This window comes from Aeromonas rivuli, assembly GCF_000820045.1.
Classification (GTDB): Bacteria; Pseudomonadota; Gammaproteobacteria; order Enterobacterales; family Aeromonadaceae; genus Aeromonas; species Aeromonas rivuli.
This window is the reverse complement of record NZ_CDBJ01000027.1, coordinates 71,242-88,132: the sequence shown is the minus strand read 5'-3', so window position 1 is coordinate 88,132 and position 16,891 is coordinate 71,242. Positions and strand designations below refer to the sequence as shown.

The following is a 16,891-nucleotide window of genomic DNA, read 5'->3' as shown; positions in this document are numbered from 1 at the left end:
AGTGAACCAACAACTCTGCATTTAACCCCGACATACTTCGTGTATGCCGGGGTTTCTTTTTCAGGAGTACCCATGCGTTACCACAAACTCAAGGCCGGGGAGCACCCCGGCACCTATGTCGTCACCGAGCCGGTGACCGAGCAAGACCTGCTGCGCATCGCCAACCAGATTGCTCGTAAGCGCCTGGCCAAAGGCACCGCCATCACCAGCACCACTGATGCCGCTCTGCGGCTGCAAACCTTGCTGCAGGATAGAGAACACGAAGTGTTTGGAGCACTCTTTCTTGATAACCAGCATCGGCTGCTGGCCTTTGAGGAGCTGTTTCGTGGCACCCTCGACAGCGCCAGCATCTACCCACGGGAAGTGGTCAAACGGGCCTTACAGTTGAATTGCGGTGCTATTATCGCGGTCCATAACCACCCGAGCGGCAACCCCGAACCCAGTCAATCTGACCGGGTCTTTACCCTGGCCCTCAAAGAGGCATTAGCCCTGGTGGATGTCCGCCTGCTTGACCACATCATTGTCGGCACCGAGGGCGTGGTGTCACTGGTAGAGCGAGGTCTGCTATGAACCTTACCCCAGGTAAGGCACACCTCACTGCCCTCGATATCCTCATTGAGCTGCGTGGCTGGCTTGCAGACAATATCCAGGCGCAGGCTGAGCCCACCATCGTCGCCCACCTGGCAAACGGCTACCGCCTCACCCAAGCCGATTGCATTGAAGCCATTGATGCACTGCTACACCGGCTGCGCCATTAACCAACGAGGTCCCTCTCAACCCTGTTCACCTGCATCCATCCAGATGCCCCAATATCTCCCCCCATCAGGCTACCTCACTGGTGGCCTTTGTCATTTCGAGGAGTCAGAAACATGTCTGCCTTTATGATTGAGCGCGAAGAGTACCTCGCCTTTGCCGTGCTGCTGCACTGCTTCTGTCACGCCCCACAGCCACCCCATTACACCTGCGAATTGTTAAGGTCTCTTTGGTGGATCCCGCCAGCAGATGCGCCCGGCACTTGGGAGTGGCGGGTAAACCGGCTGGTGCGCCTGATGATGCTCGCCAACCAGCGCGCAGTCTGGCATCGCTATCAGCGAGGCCGCCGGGAATGGGCCTCCAACACAGGGAACCCGAATAGGTCGGTCAAACTGGCCCCACTCAACCCCGTCCACCGCTACCACCTACGGGTGCTCACCGATATCGAGCTGGTCACCCTGTTCAAGTTCATCAACTGCGCCCTCTACCAGTCGAGCGAGTGGAGCGGGGGCCCCGAGCAGGCCCCCAGGCTCGTCAGGCTGATGCAGCAACTGCAAGCCGCCCTGGCCCAGGACGTGCTCTGCAGCCTGTCCCTGTGGGACCCCATATCCTGGGGCAGCATGCAGTAAGTCAATCTATTCCCCAACCCATGCAAAACAGCCCCTCACTGCGAGGGGCTGTTGTTATTTGAGGTATTCCACTATGCATGACCTGCGTAACTACAAGACTCTTACGCCCAAGCAAATCACCACCGCCATCGGTCAGCTCAACCACAACAGTGCACCTAAGATAATGGCCCACCTGGCAGGCCGTGCGGCCCCACTGCCACCGCTCAGAAACAACAGGTCTCGAGCCAAGGCTCGTCAACTGCTGCACCGGGTCAAGACGGCTCACAAGGCAGGGCGTATTCCGTTCGAGCTCACGGTGACGGGGTGTCGTATTGACCGGGGCAGCCACAACACCAGTCGCTACCACTACGACGACCGGCTGACCGCAGACGAAGGTTGGCAGCAGTACGACACCGACCAGGATGCCTGGTACTTCGGCATCTGGATTAACACGGAGAAGCTGGAGACCTTTACCTACGCCGAAGGCGATACCCACCATGTGATGGCTCCGAACGTCGAAGCGTTTCGCGCCGAGCTGGTCAGGCTCTATCAGCACCATCCGCAAGCCCCAGCATTTATCAGCATCGACCCGGACGCGGGCGTTGTGACCCGCCACTTTGAAGCCAAGCCGGAGGTGTGAAATGGCGAAAAACATCACCATCAAGGTACCGGGCAAGCACCCGCAAACCGGCGAGCTCACCACCTTCGAGCTCAATGGGCAGCGCATCGATATCGACATCGGCGGGCAGGCCGTTCCCTTCCTCATTCACGGGAGGGGCGTAGGGACGTCGCTCACCCACATCCCGAGTGGCTACCGCATTGCGCTGCTCGGCGGCTGGCTCACTGCACGTTACGCAATACCTGAAAATAAGCCCAGCAGAGCGGTCTGCGCCCAGATGGCCCTCGACCGACTGGTGGCCCAGTACGGCTCATTGCATCTGCTGGAGCGGCTCAATTGCAAGCCAATGCTCAATCAGATGTAACGCACAACCCAGACAATAAGGATCGATGCAATGACCAACATCCTACCAGCAATACCGAACCCACTGGCTGGCCATCCGGTGATGCAGATGCTGGATGTCGCCATGAGCTCCGTCGTTGGCGATTACGATGACGCAGACCTGGTGCCTGAATGGCAATGGATCAAGCGCATGGCCTCCCATGAACATGTCGGCGTGAAGGATGACTCCGCCTATGAGTACACCCTGAACTTGGCTATGGAGCTCGATACCATCCCGTCAGCGTTACAACCCTTGCTCACTGCCGCCCAGCAGGCTGGTGTGAACTACATCCTGTTTTACAGCGGTTAGCTGCTGCGACCTGGTAGCGGTTAACAGACACAGCAACCTCGCCCCATTCATCCACACACAGCATAAAGGGCCAGCCTTCTCAGGCTGGCCCTTGGCATCATTGGAGCCACCGAATATGACCCGCTTTATCACCGGGCTTGAGGCGCATCGCTATGCCCCCGAGCTCAACAAACTGCACCTGCGCAACCGGCAGACGCTACCTGCACCCGGTATAACCACCATCAAAGAGGCCAAAGCCCGCCTGTTTGGCCGCTGGCAACCGTGGCGCGCCTGATCATGGCTCGTCATCTGCTTATCCAGTTGCTGAACCTTCCCATCAGCAACGCACCTCTCTGTTTAGATGAGCTCCCGCACACTTAAGGGCCAAACCAGTGGCCCCAAGCAGGTCACAATGGCAAGATAAGTCTCTGATTTTTTACCAAGCTGCGTAATAACTCAGCCTTTCCTACATAACCAAGCAATTTTGGCATAGGCCGGTGTTTTCATCTTTAGCGCTGGATATGAACGCTTCTGGTGGTAAAGCTGGTTCCAGTCACTGAGTACGCGATTGGCATGCTGACATGTCTTGCAACAAGCTCGCCCAAGCCTGCTGTCTGTTACTACCCACAGAAATGAGCGGTGGACTCACAGTGTAAATCGAGGAGTGATAATGAATCGAGACCAAGCCCAACAACTATTGCAAACCGCACTGGCTAACCCAACTGCTGAGTTTCGTGATGGCCAGTGGGAAGCTATTGATGCACTGGTGAATCATCGACGAAAGCTATTGGTTGTGCAGCGTACCGGTTGGGGCAAAAGCTCGGTTTATTTTATCAGCACCAAAATTTTCCGCGACAGAGGCATGGGGCCGAGCATTATCGTATCGCCCCTGTTGGCTCTGATGCGTAACCAGATTGCATCGGCCCAGCGATTGGGCATTGTGGCCGAAACCATGAATTCCACCAATACTGCGGATTGGCAGGCTGTTACCCAGCGGGTTATCGCCAATCAGATCGACTGTTTGTTAGTTTCTCCAGAACGGCTAGCCAACGACACCTTTATTGAAACCGTCTTACAACCGATTGCGGACCGCATCGCCTTAATGGTTATCGACGAGGCTCACTGTATTTCTGATTGGGGACACGACTTCCGGCCGGATTATCGCCGTATCGTAAACATTATGCGTCAGTTGCCCCCTAATACCCCTGTGTTGGGGACCACGGCCACGGCGAATAAGCGGGTGGAAACAGATATTCAAACCCAGCTTGGCGATATCCTGATCCATCGAGGCCCGCTGATCCGCGAAAGCCTAGCTCTGCAAACTATTGTACTGCCTGATCAAGCCTCGCGTTTAGCGTGGTTAGCCCAGGTGATACCTACTTTGCAGGGCACGGGTATTGTCTACACATTAACGGTGCGCGATGCCGAGCAAGTAGCCCAATGGTTGAGTGATAACGGTATTGATGCCAAGGCTTACCATGGTAGTGCTGAAGCAGATGGCTTTGAGAACAGCAATGCTTACCGCCAATATCTGGAGGATCTGTTACTCAGTAACCGGCTTAAGGTTCTGGTGGCCACTACCGCTTTAGGAATGGGTTACGACAAGCCGGATTTAAGCTTTGTTATTCACTATCAGGCCCCTGGCTCTATCGTTGCTTACTACCAGCAGGTGGGGCGTGCCGGGCGTGGTATTGATCATGCTGTAGGTGTCTTGATGTCGGGCGTGGAAGATCAGGATATCCACGAGTTTTTCAGGTCATCGGCGTTTCCATCAGAAGCCCATGTCAATGAGATTTTACAGGTGCTGGAAGACGGTGATGGCCTTTCACTTCGCGGTATCGAAGAGCAAACTAACCTGCGTCATGGCCAGATTGAGAAGGTTCTTAAGCTGATGAGTGTGGAAAACCCGGCGCCAGTTATCAAAGACGGAAGTCGTTGGGTCAGAACGCCAGTACACTACCAAATGGATCATGCTCGTATCGCGCATCTCACAGGACAACGGATTCAAGAGTGGGCCGAGGTTCAGGCATATCTGGCTGATATCGGCTGCAAGATGACCTTTTTGCGCCGAGCATTGGATGACCTTGACCCAACGCCTTGTGGTAAATGTGCATCCTGCGTGGGGAGTCCGGTTATTAATCAGGCAATTGAGCCTATATTGGTACATCGTGCAGGTACATTTCTCAAGCATGCTGAAATGACTATTGAACCCAAAGCGCAGGTCGCTGCCAATGCCTTTGTCCAATATGGTTTTAGAGGTAACCTACCGCAAAAACTTCGCGCACAAGAAGGACGTGTGTTGTCGCGTTGGGGGGATGCAGGTTGGGGACGTACGGTTGCTGACAACAAACATGCAGGACGCTTTAGTGATCAATTAGTGGAGGCTATGGCTGAAATGATTCGGGATCGTTGGTTGCCAAATCCAGCGCCGCAGTGGGTTTGCTGTGTGCCCTCACGTAATCACCCAGACTTGGTGCCCGATTTTGCCCGCCGCTTGGCCGCTCGATTGGGGCTGCCGTTTAGAGATACCATCAAAAAAGTTAAAGACAATCAACCGCAAAAAGGCCAACAGAATCGCTTTCATCAATGCCGAAACCTGGATGGGGCATTTGAGGTGAGCCAACTTTATAATGGTCATCCCGTTCTGCTTGTAGATGATATTGTGGATTCTGGCTGGACGCTGACGGTCATCGCAGCACTATTACAACAAGCTGGCAGCGGATTGGTATATCCCGTTGCACTTGCTTCTTCTTCGGTGAAAGACTCATGAATTTATCCGGCTCTTTGTCAAAAACAGCCCAAGCCACTTTGCTACTTACTAGTTATTTCTCGAAGGCAGGTAGCGAAGATGAAAAACCACTTACCAACGCCGAATGGGGGCGGTTTGCTCTGTGGTTGAAAGAGAAATCAATGACGCCTGCCGATTTATTGGTCACCGACCCGAAAGCCTTACTCAATGGTTGGTATGATGCTCGGATCAGTGCGGATCGAATTGTTCACTTGCTTAATCGTGGGCATAGTTTAGCGCTCGCCATGGAGAAATGGCAAAGAGCAGGTCTCTGGGTCGTGACGCGCTCTGATACTGAATATCCCTGGCGCTTAAAACAGCGACTGAAAACTGACTCCCCCCCAGTATTGTTTGGTTGTGGTAATAAAGCATTGTTGAATGCGGGCGGTTTGGCAGTGATTGGCTCTCGCAATGCCAGTGATGTGGACCTTGCTTTTACTAATGAGGTAGGTGCTAAAGCCGCGTTAGAAGGGATTGCCATCGTCTCAGGCGGTGCTCGCGGGGTGGATGAAACCGCGATGTTGAGTACCATGAGGCAAGGCGGTATTGTTATCGGAGTAATGACGGATAGTCTGTTAAAAGCAGCCACCAGTAGCAAGTGGCGTAGTGGCCTGATGGGGGGCTACGCAGTGTTGGTATCGCCTTTCTACCCTGAAGCTGGCTTTAGTGCTGGTAATGCCATGGGGCGTAATAAATACATTTATTGCCTAGCCGACAGTTCTCTCGTGGTTCATTCTGGTAAAAAAGGCGGCACACTCAATGGTGCACAAGAGAATCTGAAGAGAGCTTGGGTCCCCCTGTGGGTCAAGGCGACAACGGATAAAGATGCAGCGAACGCCGATTTGGTGGCCATGGGAGGCAGTTGGTGTGAGGCTAATGTACAAAGTCTGAAGATTTCTGACTTGCTGACAAATAATGGCAGCATAATGTCACAAGTAAAAGAGGAACAGGCAGATCTCTTTTCAATGTCAGCGCAGTCTGAGTTGTTCGCTGAACCCGAGTTTGATTTGGCGAAAAATGGTTCCAAAATAGAACAAGACAATTCGGCGCTTGAAAAGCTACCTGATAGTTCAACGTTGTCTGAACGGGTTGCAGATGCCAACAAGCCTTCTTCGAGCCCCATTGATTTTTATCAGCTGTTCACTATAGAACTTCAACGATGGACAAGATCACCAGCCACGGTTGAAGAACTAGTTGAGAACAGTGGACTGCATAAATCGCAGCTGAATGACTGGTTGATTCGCGCCGAGAAAGATGGTGTGGTCAAAAAACTCACTCGTCCTGCCCGTTATCAAGTTCAAGATAAAGAATAGAAAGCTACCGTACAGTCAGTGCTGTTTTACAACAGATAGGAAGAGAGGGCTAATTTGCCCTTTCTTGCATTAGGCAATGCGATGAGAATAAACCCTGCAACGTGCCAGAAGAAATGCGTATGACTACGAACACCAAAAGCTGGAGAGTGCCCCGGCACCTATGTCGTCACCGACCGGAAACCGAACAAGCCCCACTCCTGATGACCGACCAAATTGTCCGAAAACACTTGGGCAAAGGCGTAACCATCAACTTCCACTAGGTAGCTGCAAACGCTGTGCTGGGACGAGAGCAAGAGGTGTTCGCTGTCTTGTTTCTCGATAACAAGCATAGGGCGATTACTAACTGTACCAATAGCGAATCTGGGGTAGTACGGTCCCAGAAGTGAAACAAAAGGATGTATTTTGCTTATTATCCAACTGTACGATTGGCTGCTTTCGGCCAAAAATGAGCTGCATACTACTTCAATTTTTTTTGAAATTTAACGTGATATGTTAGGTTGGTTATTTATGGTTTTTATATCATCAGTTAATCTTCATGATATATGAAGTTGATTCAGTGGAAAATAAACTTATTAACTGGTTAAATGTGTACTTGGCCTGCTTGGCTGATTGTTAGTCAAAGAGGGAGGCAATAATAGGGATGTGTGAATACAATGCAGGTTTTGAATACGACACCCTCTGGCTACGTACCTTTGCCCTTCGACGCGACACTGTTGTTCAAGGCCCTCCAGTACCAACTGTTGGTTGCCGTCGAGTACTGCTATGACCTGAAGCCTGACGAGTGCTTATGGCTTGAGGTGTTCGGTGATGTCACTGTTCCTGGGAAGACACAGACCGAGGTCAAGCTTTACTCTGATAGCCTCACAGATAGTCACGCAAATTTCTGGAATACCATGAAAAACTGGCTCCATGAGACATTCGATCGCACAGCCTTTAAGAGCCTAGTGCTGCTGACATCGCAGGAGTTCGGGGCTCAAAGCCAGCTCAAGGGCTGGAACAAATGCACTGCCACCGAGCGGCTCAAGATCATGGAGAAAATATTCTCGACTTCTCAAGCCAGTACCTTGAAAAAAGCAGGTAAAAAGGCCTCAAAGGAATCCAGTTTTGCGGACAAAACCTCCAAGCCATCGAAATCCCAGTTACTCCAGCAGTACGTGATGGCGCCAGAGCGCCGTGACGCGCTGATGGAGGTGCTGGAGCGAATGCATATTACAACGGGAGCGGATTCTCTGGAGCAGCGCATCCAGAACTACCAGACCCGCCATCTCAAGCCGATTCGCCCCTCCAAATACCAGCAATTCATCGATGAATTGCTGGGCTTCATGTGCAGTACCCAGCTCGTGAGTGAAGGTTGGCAGATCACCCAGAAATCCTTTACCGACAAATTGTCCGAACTCACGCATCGGTACATGAAACACCCGAAAACCTTTCCTTCGGTGGATACGGAGGGACTCAAAAGAGCCATAGATATCGAGGGAATTCGGCCCATGCCGTTTGCCCAGAAAATCGTTGAGATCGGTGGGGAACGTCACCTGATGCGGGCAGCCCTCCAGCGCGTGGTCGCTCAGACTACAATTTCCGATCTCTACGCGGATGGAGTGATCTTCAAGCCAGTCGTGGATCTCTACCTCAGAAATCACCTATCCCAGCATCTGTATGGGCGAGAGAGCGCAATGCTCGATTGCTCGGGGGTTGTATGCCAAACGGAGCTTAATACTCGCTCCATGAAATTCTTCCTGGAGCGCAATGCCCTGCCAGTCGAGCCTTTTTGTGGCATGGAACATACGATGACCGAATTTCGTAATGGCATCTACCACATGCTCGCTGGAGAGAAGCCTGAGGATGAGGATGAAGAATTTCACTGGAGGCTATGGTAATGACCACTCAGGTCTCGAATCACCTTTATACCCTGCACAGAACACCCTTCGCGCTGGCCCCTGTCATCCAGAGCTTTTACCAACACTGGGAGCCTGTCGAGAAGGATATTCTGCTGAGCTACTTGATTCTTCCCCTCGTCACCTACAAGCCCATGCACGCCTTTCTGAAGGGGGCTCGGGGGGACAGCTCTGTCCGGACGATGGCCTCAGACGCGAGCAGGTTGATCGGGCTGGCCATGCGTGTCGAAGAATTTAAACCCATTACGAATGCAGCCTTCTTGATTTTGACCGCTGAGAAAAGCCTAGAAATCACGCCTGCGCTTTCAGTTCGATCAATCAAGAAACCACAGACGGTCAACTCGGACAAGACTCTGCTGAAGTACAGCCAGAAGCTAGCGATGGTGTTGTCTGGTGAAAATGTCGTTCAAATCTACAGGATGTTAGGGCTCAAATCGCTATGAAGTGTTACGTAAAATATATAGGCGTCGTTGATAAGGATGATGAAGTCCATGCCGTCCCCTTTGAGCCAGGTCTCAACATCGTGACTGGTAAGTCCTCCAAAGGAAAAAGCGCGATCCTCGATATTTTTGATTACTGCCTCGGAAGCTCCGAGGACACGATCCCGGAAGGCATTATCACCGAGCGCGCGAAGCTGTTTTTCACCGTACTGCGCTTCCCGACCATTTCGATCGTTATCGGTCGTGTTGCAGCTAGCAACCGTTGCTTCCTGCGTGAGCTCTCAGGGCTTGAGGTGGCCAACACGCTTCAACTCATTGAGAACGTTAACACTTTCTTTTCGCCGCATTTCTTCCAGCACAAGGCTGACTTCATCAAGAGCCTCGGGCGTTATTTCGCGGTCACACTTGAGAATATCGATGTTGATCCGCTGCACAAAGAGATCACCGGCAAGTGGAGCGCAACGCCCTCTGTACGTAGCTTCGCGTCTTTCATGTTGCAGCACCAGAATTTGGTGGCCAACCGGCATGCGATTTTCTACCGGTTTGAAGAAAAACGTAAACGTGACCAGGCCATTGAGCACTTCAAAATCTTCATGGATATTGTCAGAGAGGATTACTTCGACCTCGCCAAGCTTCGCACCGAAGCCATGTATGAACTCAAACGCGCTCAGGCGCAGATACCGAAGCAGGACAAGATCAAGGAAGATTACCTCACCGACTTTTCAACCTTCTTAAAGGAGTATGAGGCACTGGCCGGCCTCCCGTTGACCGAACTCACACCCGATGAGATCTGGATGAACCCCAAGCCAGCATTAAGCCGCCTAACCGGCAAATCGGTCAGGGTTGATGGGCTTTCCAGTGCTTTTGAAACCAGGAGAGCTGAATTGCGGGACAAAAAAGCAGCTCTGATGTCCAGTATCCAGAAGGCTATGAACACGCGCTACCTGCTGAAGGTATCAACAGAACAAGCGTCCGGATTTGCAGAGTCGTTGACATCACTGCCCATCCCCACGACCACAAATCTAGAACACGCGGCCTGTCCCGTTTGTGCGTCGCAATCGGACGTAGCTGAGGATGAAGCTAATAAGTTGTCGGCAGCAATCCACTGGCTGAACGATGAGCTCAAGGTGTCAACCTACGCACGAGAAGGTTTTGGTGAAGAACGCAGAGTGATCGACAAAGAGCTCAAAGAGCTGCGCAAAGAGCTTGCGCTTGTGGAGAAGGCGCTGAAGCCTCTAGATGATGAAGCTGACCGGTTGGCGAAATCGAAGTCTGTCGATGCAGCAGCTCAAAAGGCGAAGATCAAGCTGGAGCTCGCCATTGAGAAGCGCATCGAGAATCCTCCATCCGAGGCCAAAGGGATGGTGGACTATTGGGAGAAGAAAGTGGTAGAGCTCGACGGACAGATGGCCCAATATGACGTTGCGTCAAAGTTGTGGGCACTGCAAAACGATATCAATAAAAAAATGAAGGACATTGGGATAAGCTTCGACTTCGAAGACACTTACAAAAATGGCTCGTTGAAATTTGATGTCGAAACGTTTGACCTCTGGCACGAAAAACAACTAGCTGGTGGTCATGCTAAAAAAGTGTTCCTGCGCTCGATGGGCAGTGGCGCCAATTGGTTGTACTCGCATTTGACCTTATTCATGGCACTGCACTACCAGTTTGCGGCGCACGAAAAGTGTAAGGTGCCCCCCATCCTGTTCCTTGATCAGCCGACACAGGTGTACTTCCCCTCGACAGATGATGCTGAGGCGTTCAAGGCAAATGAACTGCGTGGGGACAGAAAGACCAATAAGACGGTCGACGAGGATGTCGACGCCGTTTCGAAGATGTTTACCACCTTGGCAAAATTTTGCGATGACACTTTCAAAGATACCGGTGTCATGCCGCAGATCATCGTGTGCGATCACGCCGATAAATTGCCGCTCCAGAAAGGCTACACCTTTGAGAGTTTTGTCCGCGCCCGTTGGAGAGTGCATGGACTAATCTCTGACTGATGTGACTGAATCTCTTCAGTTTACCGCACATCAGCGAAAGTAAGAAAGAGGGGGGGGGCCTACGTTCGACAAATGACACCGTGCTCACCCCCGCTACAATGATGTGATTCCAGAGTGCGTCCTCCCACCAGCGCCAGCACTTATGCCGAAATATTGGCACAACCCCTTAATACTGGGCACCTAGGATAAACTGACAGCGAAAGGTTACACCGTTAAGCCAACATCACCCATTTTGTTCCATCCCCTCTAAGAGCTTAACCTCTACCAAAGTTCCCTTTGATGACATTACTGGCCAAAGCCGTGGGCTGTTCAATATCAGGCTTAGCAATGTGCGGTTGAACTAATTAACCCCAGCGCAGAAATAGCATCCGAAGTTTATCTGGATTGCGTAGCGATCCGGCCTGATAGGTTCGCCGCAGCTTGTCGCTGATCTGGTGATTTAGCATATGTTCGATTTCCAACGGCCCTGCGCCAAGCTCAATACCACAACAGTCTGCAACACTGCGCCTAAGGTCGTGAATGCTGAAAGGCTCCAACTCAGCTAGCTTGCGCTTTTGCAACCGGTCAAGGGTGCGCGTCACTGCATCACCCGTGATGGCATGGCCAGTTTTGTGGTCGACTCATTAATACATAGGGACGGCTGGGCGATGAGAGCATCCTCTGCTCTCTGATTATGTCCTGAGCAGCGGTGACAAGGCCACTAGGTGTGGCCGCCCGCTTTTGGTCTCGCGGATGGTCCAGCGATCCCCATCCAAGTGGGTACGCCCGCAGCCCGTAGTAGCCTCGATCAAGGTGGGCCGTAATGAACCTTGCCCCTGTGGCAGCGGGAAGAAGTACAAACAGTGCTGTTTGTATTAATTAATAAGCAGATAGCAAGAGAGGGCCAGCGGCCCTCTCTTGCATTAGACGACATGAGGAGGATAGGTACAGTTATGGGGCCAAGGCTGTTTATCAGGCTAGCACGAGTTGAGTCATCAACAATGATGCCTAGTCTGGTAGGTGTGGGTTCAAAACGAAAAAGGCACTTTCATAAAAATTAAAATGCCTTTATTTTCAAATATTTAGTTGTTGTGGCTTAGTTCGTGCCGTAGAGAACAACATGTTTTATCACCCTTGATGTCTTAGCCGCCAAAAGTGACTTGGTGTCATATGGGTCGTTTTGGTGCTGTAACACTTTCCTTCATGAACACAGCTTTACCCGACTAAGAGAATACATTGAGATAGTGTTGCACTCGCCGTTAGGAAGTACCTTCGGAAGTAAGGTTGGTGCCTACCTCGTGCCAAATGTGGTACCCCATGTGGTACCCAGGACGAAGATCTATAATTTGTCTGGCATGATGAAATCATAAGTTACTGTTTTTATTGGTGCCGGTAATAGGAGTCGAACCTACGACCTTCGCATTACGAATGCGCTGCTCTACCAGCTGAGCTATACCGGCTTGACCCTAGATTCCGAAAAACGGATTGGCAAGTCAATCGAGGAATGTCCGTTTTTCAAGCCTGCTCATGGTGTTAGCCGATGGTGACTGACTGCTTGTTCAGAGATCGGCAAATTCCGGTATGTGGGCCCGGCCACGGCTCTCGAGGAAACTGAGCAGGGCACGAGGGGAGCGCGCCAGGATCCGCTCCTCGGGGAAGCCCGTTTCGGTCACCAGGCGCTGGCAATGCTCAAAGTCGCCGACGCTGAAGGCGACATGGGAGTCGGAGCCGAAGGTGAGATAGGCTCCCAGATCCCGCGCGGCTTCTACGATGGCGCGACAGTTATCTTCACTGCCAGCCCGGGAGTGGCTAAAGGAGGAGTTGTTGACCTCCAGCGCGACCCTGTATTCGGCGGCGGCCTTTACCACGGCCTGGATGTCGATGGGGAAAGCGGGGTTGCCCGGGTGACTTATCATGTCGACCCGACCGCTCTTGATGGCATTGATCATCGCCTGGGTATGGGTCGCCCGATCGCACGGGGGAAACACGGGCTCATGGAAGCCGGCCATGATCATGTCGAGTCGGGATTCGTAGCGCTCGGGGAAATCTATCTCTCCGTCCAGATTCTTGATGTTGGCCTCTATGCCTCTCAGTATGCCGACTCCGTCTACGACCCGTGGTAATACATGCAGGTTCACGAAGTGCCAGAAGTGAGGGGCATCGGCCATATCCGGGCCATGATCCGTGGTGGCGAACAGCTTGATCCCCTTGGCCTTGGCAATGGGCAGGTAATCGTGAATGGTGCTGTAGGCGTGGGTGCTGGCGACCGTGTGGGTATGGGTGTCGACTGTGTACTTCATGGCGTTCCCCTCGATGTTCAGAGCCGGGTGGTGGAGCGCCAGCATAGCAAAAAGAGCGGTATGGGGCCACGATGAGGGCCTGTCATACTTTGTCACAAATGCTCGTCACTCTGACAAAGTTTGCCCAAGACTATTGGGTAGCATGTGACCATCGATGTGCAGCCTGAACTTCCATCGATGGGTTGGGTCAGGACGACGCAACCTCCCTTTCCCCACCGTCGCTCTGCGGCGGTTTTTTTATCTTTCTTTTCCCTTTCAAGCCAGTCGTTGCCACTGACCCATGGGCTGCACCATAAAAAAATGCCCAATCAGCACGGGGCTGGTTGGGCGAGACTTAATGTTTAATTGCAGTGGCATAGATATAGAGTGCGTTCTTTGGTCAAAGTTCAAAGTTTTTTAATAAAACATTTCCCTAACCTCCATTCACATTCTCTTGACACCTCAGGCCGTGAAACGTACTTTTTAAACATTCGTTTAAGTGAGGTGTGCTGTGAGCAAGATTGATACCAAGAACCGTATTCTCGATGCTGCCGAGGTGTTGTTTGCCGAGCGGGGATTCGCTGATACCTCTTTGCGTCTGATCACCAGTGAGGCCGACGTCAATCTGGCCTCGGTGAACTATCACTTCGGCTCCAAGAAGGAACTGATCCAGGCGGTGCTGGACCGCTATCTCTCCCTGTTTATGCCAGAGCTGGATGCCAGGCTGAGAGCCTTGATGGAGCAGGATGAGCTCACCCTGCTGCCGGTGTTTGAGAGCTTCGTCAGTCCCTTGATGAAGCTGGTTGCGATACGTCCTCAGGGGCCGGCGATTTTCATGCAGTTGCTGGGCCGTGGCTATATCGATAGCCAGGGTCACCTTCGCCGCTTCATTACCACTCACTATGGCGACGTGCTGCAAAGGATCACCCTGGCGATTTCAAAGGCCAATCCCGAGCTGACCCCGGCAGACTTGTTCTGGCGACTGCACTTCACCCTGGGCACCGTGGTCTTCACCATGGCCTCTGCCGATGCCCTGCGCGACATAGCTCAGGCCGATTTTGGTCAGCGCCTCGATGTGGAAGCGCTGGTGCGCAACGTTATTCCTTACCTGGCTGCCGGTGTCGGTGCGCCCGTGGAGTCGACCAGGTTATCCCTGGCTGTCTAATCAAAACAATAAGTTAACGGAACTGTGAAAGAGAGGGAACTGAACCATGATCACATTGCTTGTCCTGCTGCTGGTGGCCGTTGCGGTAGTGCTCGGCGTCCCGGCTATCCGTAAGAAGCTGGTGACCCGTCCGGTCTTTGGCATCTTCAAGAAGATATTACCGCCGCTGTCGGCCACCGAACGCGAGGCCATGGAAGCGGGCTCCGTCTGGTGGGATGGCGAGTTGTTTCGTGGCAACCCGGACTGGAAGAAACTGCATGGCTACGGCAAGCCGACCCTGAATGCCGATGAGCAGAGCTTCATCGACAATCAGGTCGAGACCCTGCTCGCCATGATTGACGACTTCAAGATAGTCAACGAAACCAAGGATCTGCCCGAGGCGGTCTGGGATTATCTGAAGAAGGAGGGGTTCTTCGCGCTCATCATCCCAAGATCCTACGGCGGTCGCGAGTTTTCGGCCATTGCCAACTCCACCATAGTCACCCGTATCGCCACCAAGAGCTTGAGCGTGGCGGTCACCGTCATGGTGCCCAACTCCCTGGGGCCGGGCGAGCTGTTGATGCACTACGGCACCCAGGCCCAGAAGGACTTCTGGCTGCCGAGTCTGGCCAATGGCAAAGACGTGCCCTGCTTCGCCCTGACCGGACCGGAAGCCGGCTCCGATGCCGGTGCCATCCCGGACAAGGGGATCATCTGCAAGGGGCTCTACAAGGGTGAGGAAGTGCTCGGTATTCGCCTCAACTGGAACAAGCGTTACATCACACTGGCACCGCGCGCCACCGTGCTGGGGCTGGCGTTCAAGCTCTACGATCCGGAAAAACTGCTGGGTGACAAAGAAGAGCTGGGCATCACCTGCGCCCTGATCCCGACCAGTCATCCCGGGGTGCGAGTCGGCGATCGCCACTACCCCATGGGGCTGGCGTTCCTCAATGGCCCCACCTTCGGCAAAGATGTGTTCATCCCCATTGACTGGATCATCGGCGGGCAGGATTACGCGGGCCGCGGCTGGCGCATGCTGGTCGAGTGTCTCTCCGCCGGGCGTGGCATCTCCTTGCCAGCCCTGGGCACCGCCTGCGGTCACATGGCGAGCCGCACCGTCAGTGCCTACGCCTATGTGCGCAAGCAGTTCGGCATGTCCATCGGCAAGTTCGAAGGGGTACAAGAGGCCATGGCGCGCATCGGCGGCCTGACCTATCAACTGGAAGGGGCCCGTCGCATGACCGCCGGTTCACTGGATCTGGGGCAGGCTCCGGCCATCGTCACCGCCATTTCCAAGTACCACATGACGGAGATGGCGCGCCAGATCATGGATGACTCCATGGACATCCATGCCGGCCGTGCCATCCAGCTCGGTCCGAAGAACTACACGGGTTACGCCTACATGGGCATACCGGTCGCCATCACGGTGGAGGGGGCCAACATACTGACCCGCAACCTGATGATCTTCGGTCAGGGCGCCACGCGCTGCCACCCCTATGTCTTCGGCGAGATGGAAGCGGCGGCGGATCCAGATAGCGAACGTGGTCTCGAGAAATTCGATGGCCTGCTGATGAAGCATCTGGCCTTCGGGGCGGGCAACTTCTTCGGTGCCCTCGGTCAGGGGTTGACCCTAGGTCGCTTCAACAGTGCTCCCGTGGGTGGCGAGACGGCGCGCTATTATCAGCAGCTGTCGCGCATGAGCAAGGGGCTGGCCCTCTGTGCCGACATCTCCATGTTGATGCTGGGTGGCGATCTCAAGCGCAAGGAGATGATCTCGGCCCGCCTGGGGGATGTGTTGAGCCACCTCTACCTGGCCTCCTCGACCCTCAAGCATTATGAGGATCAGGGGCGCATGGTATCGGATCTGCCCTTCGTCCAGTATGCCCTGGAGCGTAACTTGCACCTTATCGGCAAGGCATTTGATGGCTTCTTCCAGAACTTCCCGAACAAGGTCGTCGGCGCCCTGCTCAAGCGGGTGGTCTTCCCGTTCGGCATTCATTATCAGATGCCCGCCGATGACCGTTGCCACTCAATCTGCCAGGCCATGATGAAGCCGGGCGAGTTCCGGGATCGCCTCACCGCCTTGTGCTACGTAGGCAAGGATGAGCAGGATGCCGTCGGTCAGATGGAGCGTGCCTTCCTGGCCATGGTAGCGGTACAACCCCTGGAGAAGAAGATCGCCCAGGCTCAGAAAGAGAAGCGTCTGCCTCGCAAGCTGGCGATCGCCGATCTGGTGAGTTCGGCCCTGGCCCAGTCCATTCTGACCCAGGCTGAGGCCGACCAGTTGCTGGCCGCCGATGCCCTGCGTTACGAGGCCATCCAGGTTGACAACTTTGCCCCCGGTGAACTCGAGTCCATGGGGCAGGCAGCCCGGGTCGACGACGCGGCATAAGATCTTTT

Annotated in this window: 16 protein-coding genes and 1 tRNA gene; 15 read left to right on the top strand and 2 right to left on the bottom strand. The window is 53.6% G+C overall.

The features are described 5' to 3' along the window. The first annotated feature begins 72 nt into the window (after positions 1 to 72). The 13 genes from radC to BN1130_RS23165 all read left to right on the top strand — a co-directional run bounded on the left by radC (position 73) and on the right by BN1130_RS23165 (position 11,947). The gene (gene radC / locus BN1130_RS04625) at positions 73 to 570 is read left to right on the top strand and encodes a RadC family protein (protein ID WP_042040609.1); all 498 of its coding nucleotides are present in this window, start codon (positions 73 to 75) and stop codon (positions 568 to 570) included. Then, the gene (locus BN1130_RS04620; RefSeq protein ID WP_042040608.1) at positions 567 to 758 is read left to right on the top strand and encodes a hypothetical protein; all 192 of its coding nucleotides are present in this window, start codon (positions 567 to 569) and stop codon (positions 756 to 758) included. The genes radC and BN1130_RS04620 overlap by 4 nt, the downstream gene beginning before the upstream one ends. A 111-nt stretch (positions 759 to 869) precedes the next feature. Further along, positions 870 to 1,382: a hypothetical protein gene (locus tag BN1130_RS04615; RefSeq protein ID WP_042040607.1), complete on the top strand. Its 513-nt coding sequence runs from the start codon at positions 870 to 872 to the stop codon at positions 1,380 to 1,382. Positions 1,383 to 1,455: 73 nt separating this feature from the next. Next, positions 1,456 to 2,001, top strand: a complete 546-nt coding sequence (locus BN1130_RS04610; protein WP_042040606.1) for a hypothetical protein — start codon at positions 1,456 to 1,458, stop codon at positions 1,999 to 2,001. Between the two features lies 1 nt (position 2,002). Further along, positions 2,003 to 2,344 (top strand): hypothetical protein, encoded by a 342-nt coding sequence (locus tag BN1130_RS04605; RefSeq protein WP_042040605.1) that lies wholly within the window; start codon positions 2,003 to 2,005, stop codon positions 2,342 to 2,344. Between the two features lie 30 nt (positions 2,345 to 2,374). Then, positions 2,375 to 2,671 carry a hypothetical protein gene (locus BN1130_RS04600; protein ID WP_042040604.1) on the top strand — a complete coding sequence of 99 codons (297 nt, stop codon included), beginning with the start codon at positions 2,375 to 2,377 and terminating at the stop codon, positions 2,669 to 2,671. Positions 2,672 to 2,786: 115 nt separating this feature from the next. Further along, positions 2,787 to 2,945, top strand: a complete 159-nt coding sequence (locus BN1130_RS22120; RefSeq protein WP_157013901.1) for a hypothetical protein — start codon at positions 2,787 to 2,789, stop codon at positions 2,943 to 2,945. A 375-nt stretch (positions 2,946 to 3,320) separates the two neighbouring features. Next, positions 3,321 to 5,420, top strand: a complete 2,100-nt coding sequence (locus tag BN1130_RS04595) for a RecQ family ATP-dependent DNA helicase (protein ID WP_042040603.1) — start codon at positions 3,321 to 3,323, stop codon at positions 5,418 to 5,420. Continuing rightward, the gene (locus BN1130_RS04590; protein WP_042040601.1) at positions 5,417 to 6,751 is read left to right on the top strand and encodes a DNA-processing protein DprA; all 1,335 of its coding nucleotides are present in this window, start codon (positions 5,417 to 5,419) and stop codon (positions 6,749 to 6,751) included. The genes BN1130_RS04595 and BN1130_RS04590 overlap by 4 nt, the downstream gene beginning before the upstream one ends. A 653-nt stretch (positions 6,752 to 7,404) precedes the next feature. Then, the gene (locus BN1130_RS04585; RefSeq protein ID WP_042040600.1) at positions 7,405 to 8,628 is read left to right on the top strand and encodes a hypothetical protein; all 1,224 of its coding nucleotides are present in this window, start codon (positions 7,405 to 7,407) and stop codon (positions 8,626 to 8,628) included. Next, positions 8,628 to 9,089 carry a three component ABC system middle component gene (locus BN1130_RS04580; RefSeq protein WP_042040599.1) on the top strand — a complete coding sequence of 154 codons (462 nt, stop codon included), beginning with the start codon at positions 8,628 to 8,630 and terminating at the stop codon, positions 9,087 to 9,089. Before BN1130_RS04585 ends, BN1130_RS04580 begins: the two co-directional genes overlap by 1 nt. Further along, on the top strand, positions 9,086 to 11,089 hold the full coding sequence (locus tag BN1130_RS04575) for a DUF3732 domain-containing protein (RefSeq protein ID WP_042040598.1): 2,004 nt from the start codon (positions 9,086 to 9,088) through the stop codon (positions 11,087 to 11,089). Before BN1130_RS04580 ends, BN1130_RS04575 begins: the two co-directional genes overlap by 4 nt. A gap of 732 nt (positions 11,090 to 11,821) precedes the next feature. Continuing rightward, positions 11,822 to 11,947, top strand: coding sequence for an SEC-C metal-binding domain-containing protein (locus BN1130_RS23165; protein WP_269745766.1), 126 nt, complete (start codon positions 11,822 to 11,824; stop codon positions 11,945 to 11,947). Between the two features lie 505 nt (positions 11,948 to 12,452). Here the strand turns inward: BN1130_RS23165 and BN1130_RS04570 are convergent. Further along, positions 12,453 to 12,528, bottom strand: a tRNA-Thr gene (locus BN1130_RS04570). Positions 12,529 to 12,627: 99 nt separating this feature from the next. Continuing rightward, the gene (locus BN1130_RS04565; RefSeq protein WP_042040597.1) at positions 12,628 to 13,368 is read right to left on the bottom strand and encodes a phosphatase; all 741 of its coding nucleotides are present in this window, start codon (positions 13,366 to 13,368) and stop codon (positions 12,628 to 12,630) included. Positions 13,369 to 13,858: 490 nt separating this feature from the next. Here BN1130_RS04565 and psrA point away from each other — a divergent pair, with 490 nt between their 5' ends. Continuing rightward, on the top strand, positions 13,859 to 14,512 hold the full coding sequence (gene psrA / locus BN1130_RS04560) for a TetR family transcriptional repressor PsrA (protein ID WP_042040596.1): 654 nt from the start codon (positions 13,859 to 13,861) through the stop codon (positions 14,510 to 14,512). Between the two features lie 46 nt (positions 14,513 to 14,558). Next, positions 14,559 to 16,883, top strand: coding sequence for an acyl-CoA dehydrogenase (locus tag BN1130_RS04555; protein ID WP_042040595.1), 2,325 nt, complete (start codon positions 14,559 to 14,561; stop codon positions 16,881 to 16,883). The last annotated feature ends 8 nt before the right edge of the window (positions 16,884 to 16,891 follow it).

What these genes read in the sequence shown, in the direction of transcription:
- BN1130_RS04620 (WP_042040608.1), top strand. Translation starts at nt 567, where the DNA reads ATGAACCTTACCCCAGGTAAGGCACACCTCACTGCCCTCGATATCCTC.
- BN1130_RS04605 (WP_042040605.1), top strand. Translation starts at nt 2,003, where the DNA reads ATGGCGAAAAACATCACCATCAAGGTACCGGGCAAGCACCCGCAAACC.
- BN1130_RS04610 (WP_042040606.1), top strand. Translation starts at nt 1,456, where the DNA reads ATGCATGACCTGCGTAACTACAAGACTCTTACGCCCAAGCAAATCACC.
- BN1130_RS04580 (WP_042040599.1), top strand. Translation starts at nt 8,628, where the DNA reads ATGACCACTCAGGTCTCGAATCACCTTTATACCCTGCACAGAACACCC.
- radC (WP_042040609.1), top strand. Translation starts at nt 73, where the DNA reads ATGCGTTACCACAAACTCAAGGCCGGGGAGCACCCCGGCACCTATGTC.
- BN1130_RS04555 (WP_042040595.1), top strand. Translation starts at nt 14,559, where the DNA reads ATGATCACATTGCTTGTCCTGCTGCTGGTGGCCGTTGCGGTAGTGCTC.
- BN1130_RS04585 (WP_042040600.1), top strand. Translation starts at nt 7,405, where the DNA reads ATGCAGGTTTTGAATACGACACCCTCTGGCTACGTACCTTTGCCCTTC.
- BN1130_RS04600 (WP_042040604.1), top strand. Translation starts at nt 2,375, where the DNA reads ATGACCAACATCCTACCAGCAATACCGAACCCACTGGCTGGCCATCCG.
- BN1130_RS04575 (WP_042040598.1), top strand. Translation starts at nt 9,086, where the DNA reads ATGAAGTGTTACGTAAAATATATAGGCGTCGTTGATAAGGATGATGAA.
- BN1130_RS04615 (WP_042040607.1), top strand. Translation starts at nt 870, where the DNA reads ATGTCTGCCTTTATGATTGAGCGCGAAGAGTACCTCGCCTTTGCCGTG.
- BN1130_RS04595 (WP_042040603.1), top strand. Translation starts at nt 3,321, where the DNA reads ATGAATCGAGACCAAGCCCAACAACTATTGCAAACCGCACTGGCTAAC.
- BN1130_RS22120 (WP_157013901.1), top strand. Translation starts at nt 2,787, where the DNA reads ATGACCCGCTTTATCACCGGGCTTGAGGCGCATCGCTATGCCCCCGAG.
- BN1130_RS23165 (WP_269745766.1), top strand. Translation starts at nt 11,822, where the DNA reads ATGGTCCAGCGATCCCCATCCAAGTGGGTACGCCCGCAGCCCGTAGTA.
- BN1130_RS04565 (WP_042040597.1), bottom strand. Translation starts at nt 13,368, where the DNA reads ATGAAGTACACAGTCGACACCCATACCCACACGGTCGCCAGCACCCAC.
- BN1130_RS04590 (WP_042040601.1), top strand. Translation starts at nt 5,417, where the DNA reads ATGAATTTATCCGGCTCTTTGTCAAAAACAGCCCAAGCCACTTTGCTA.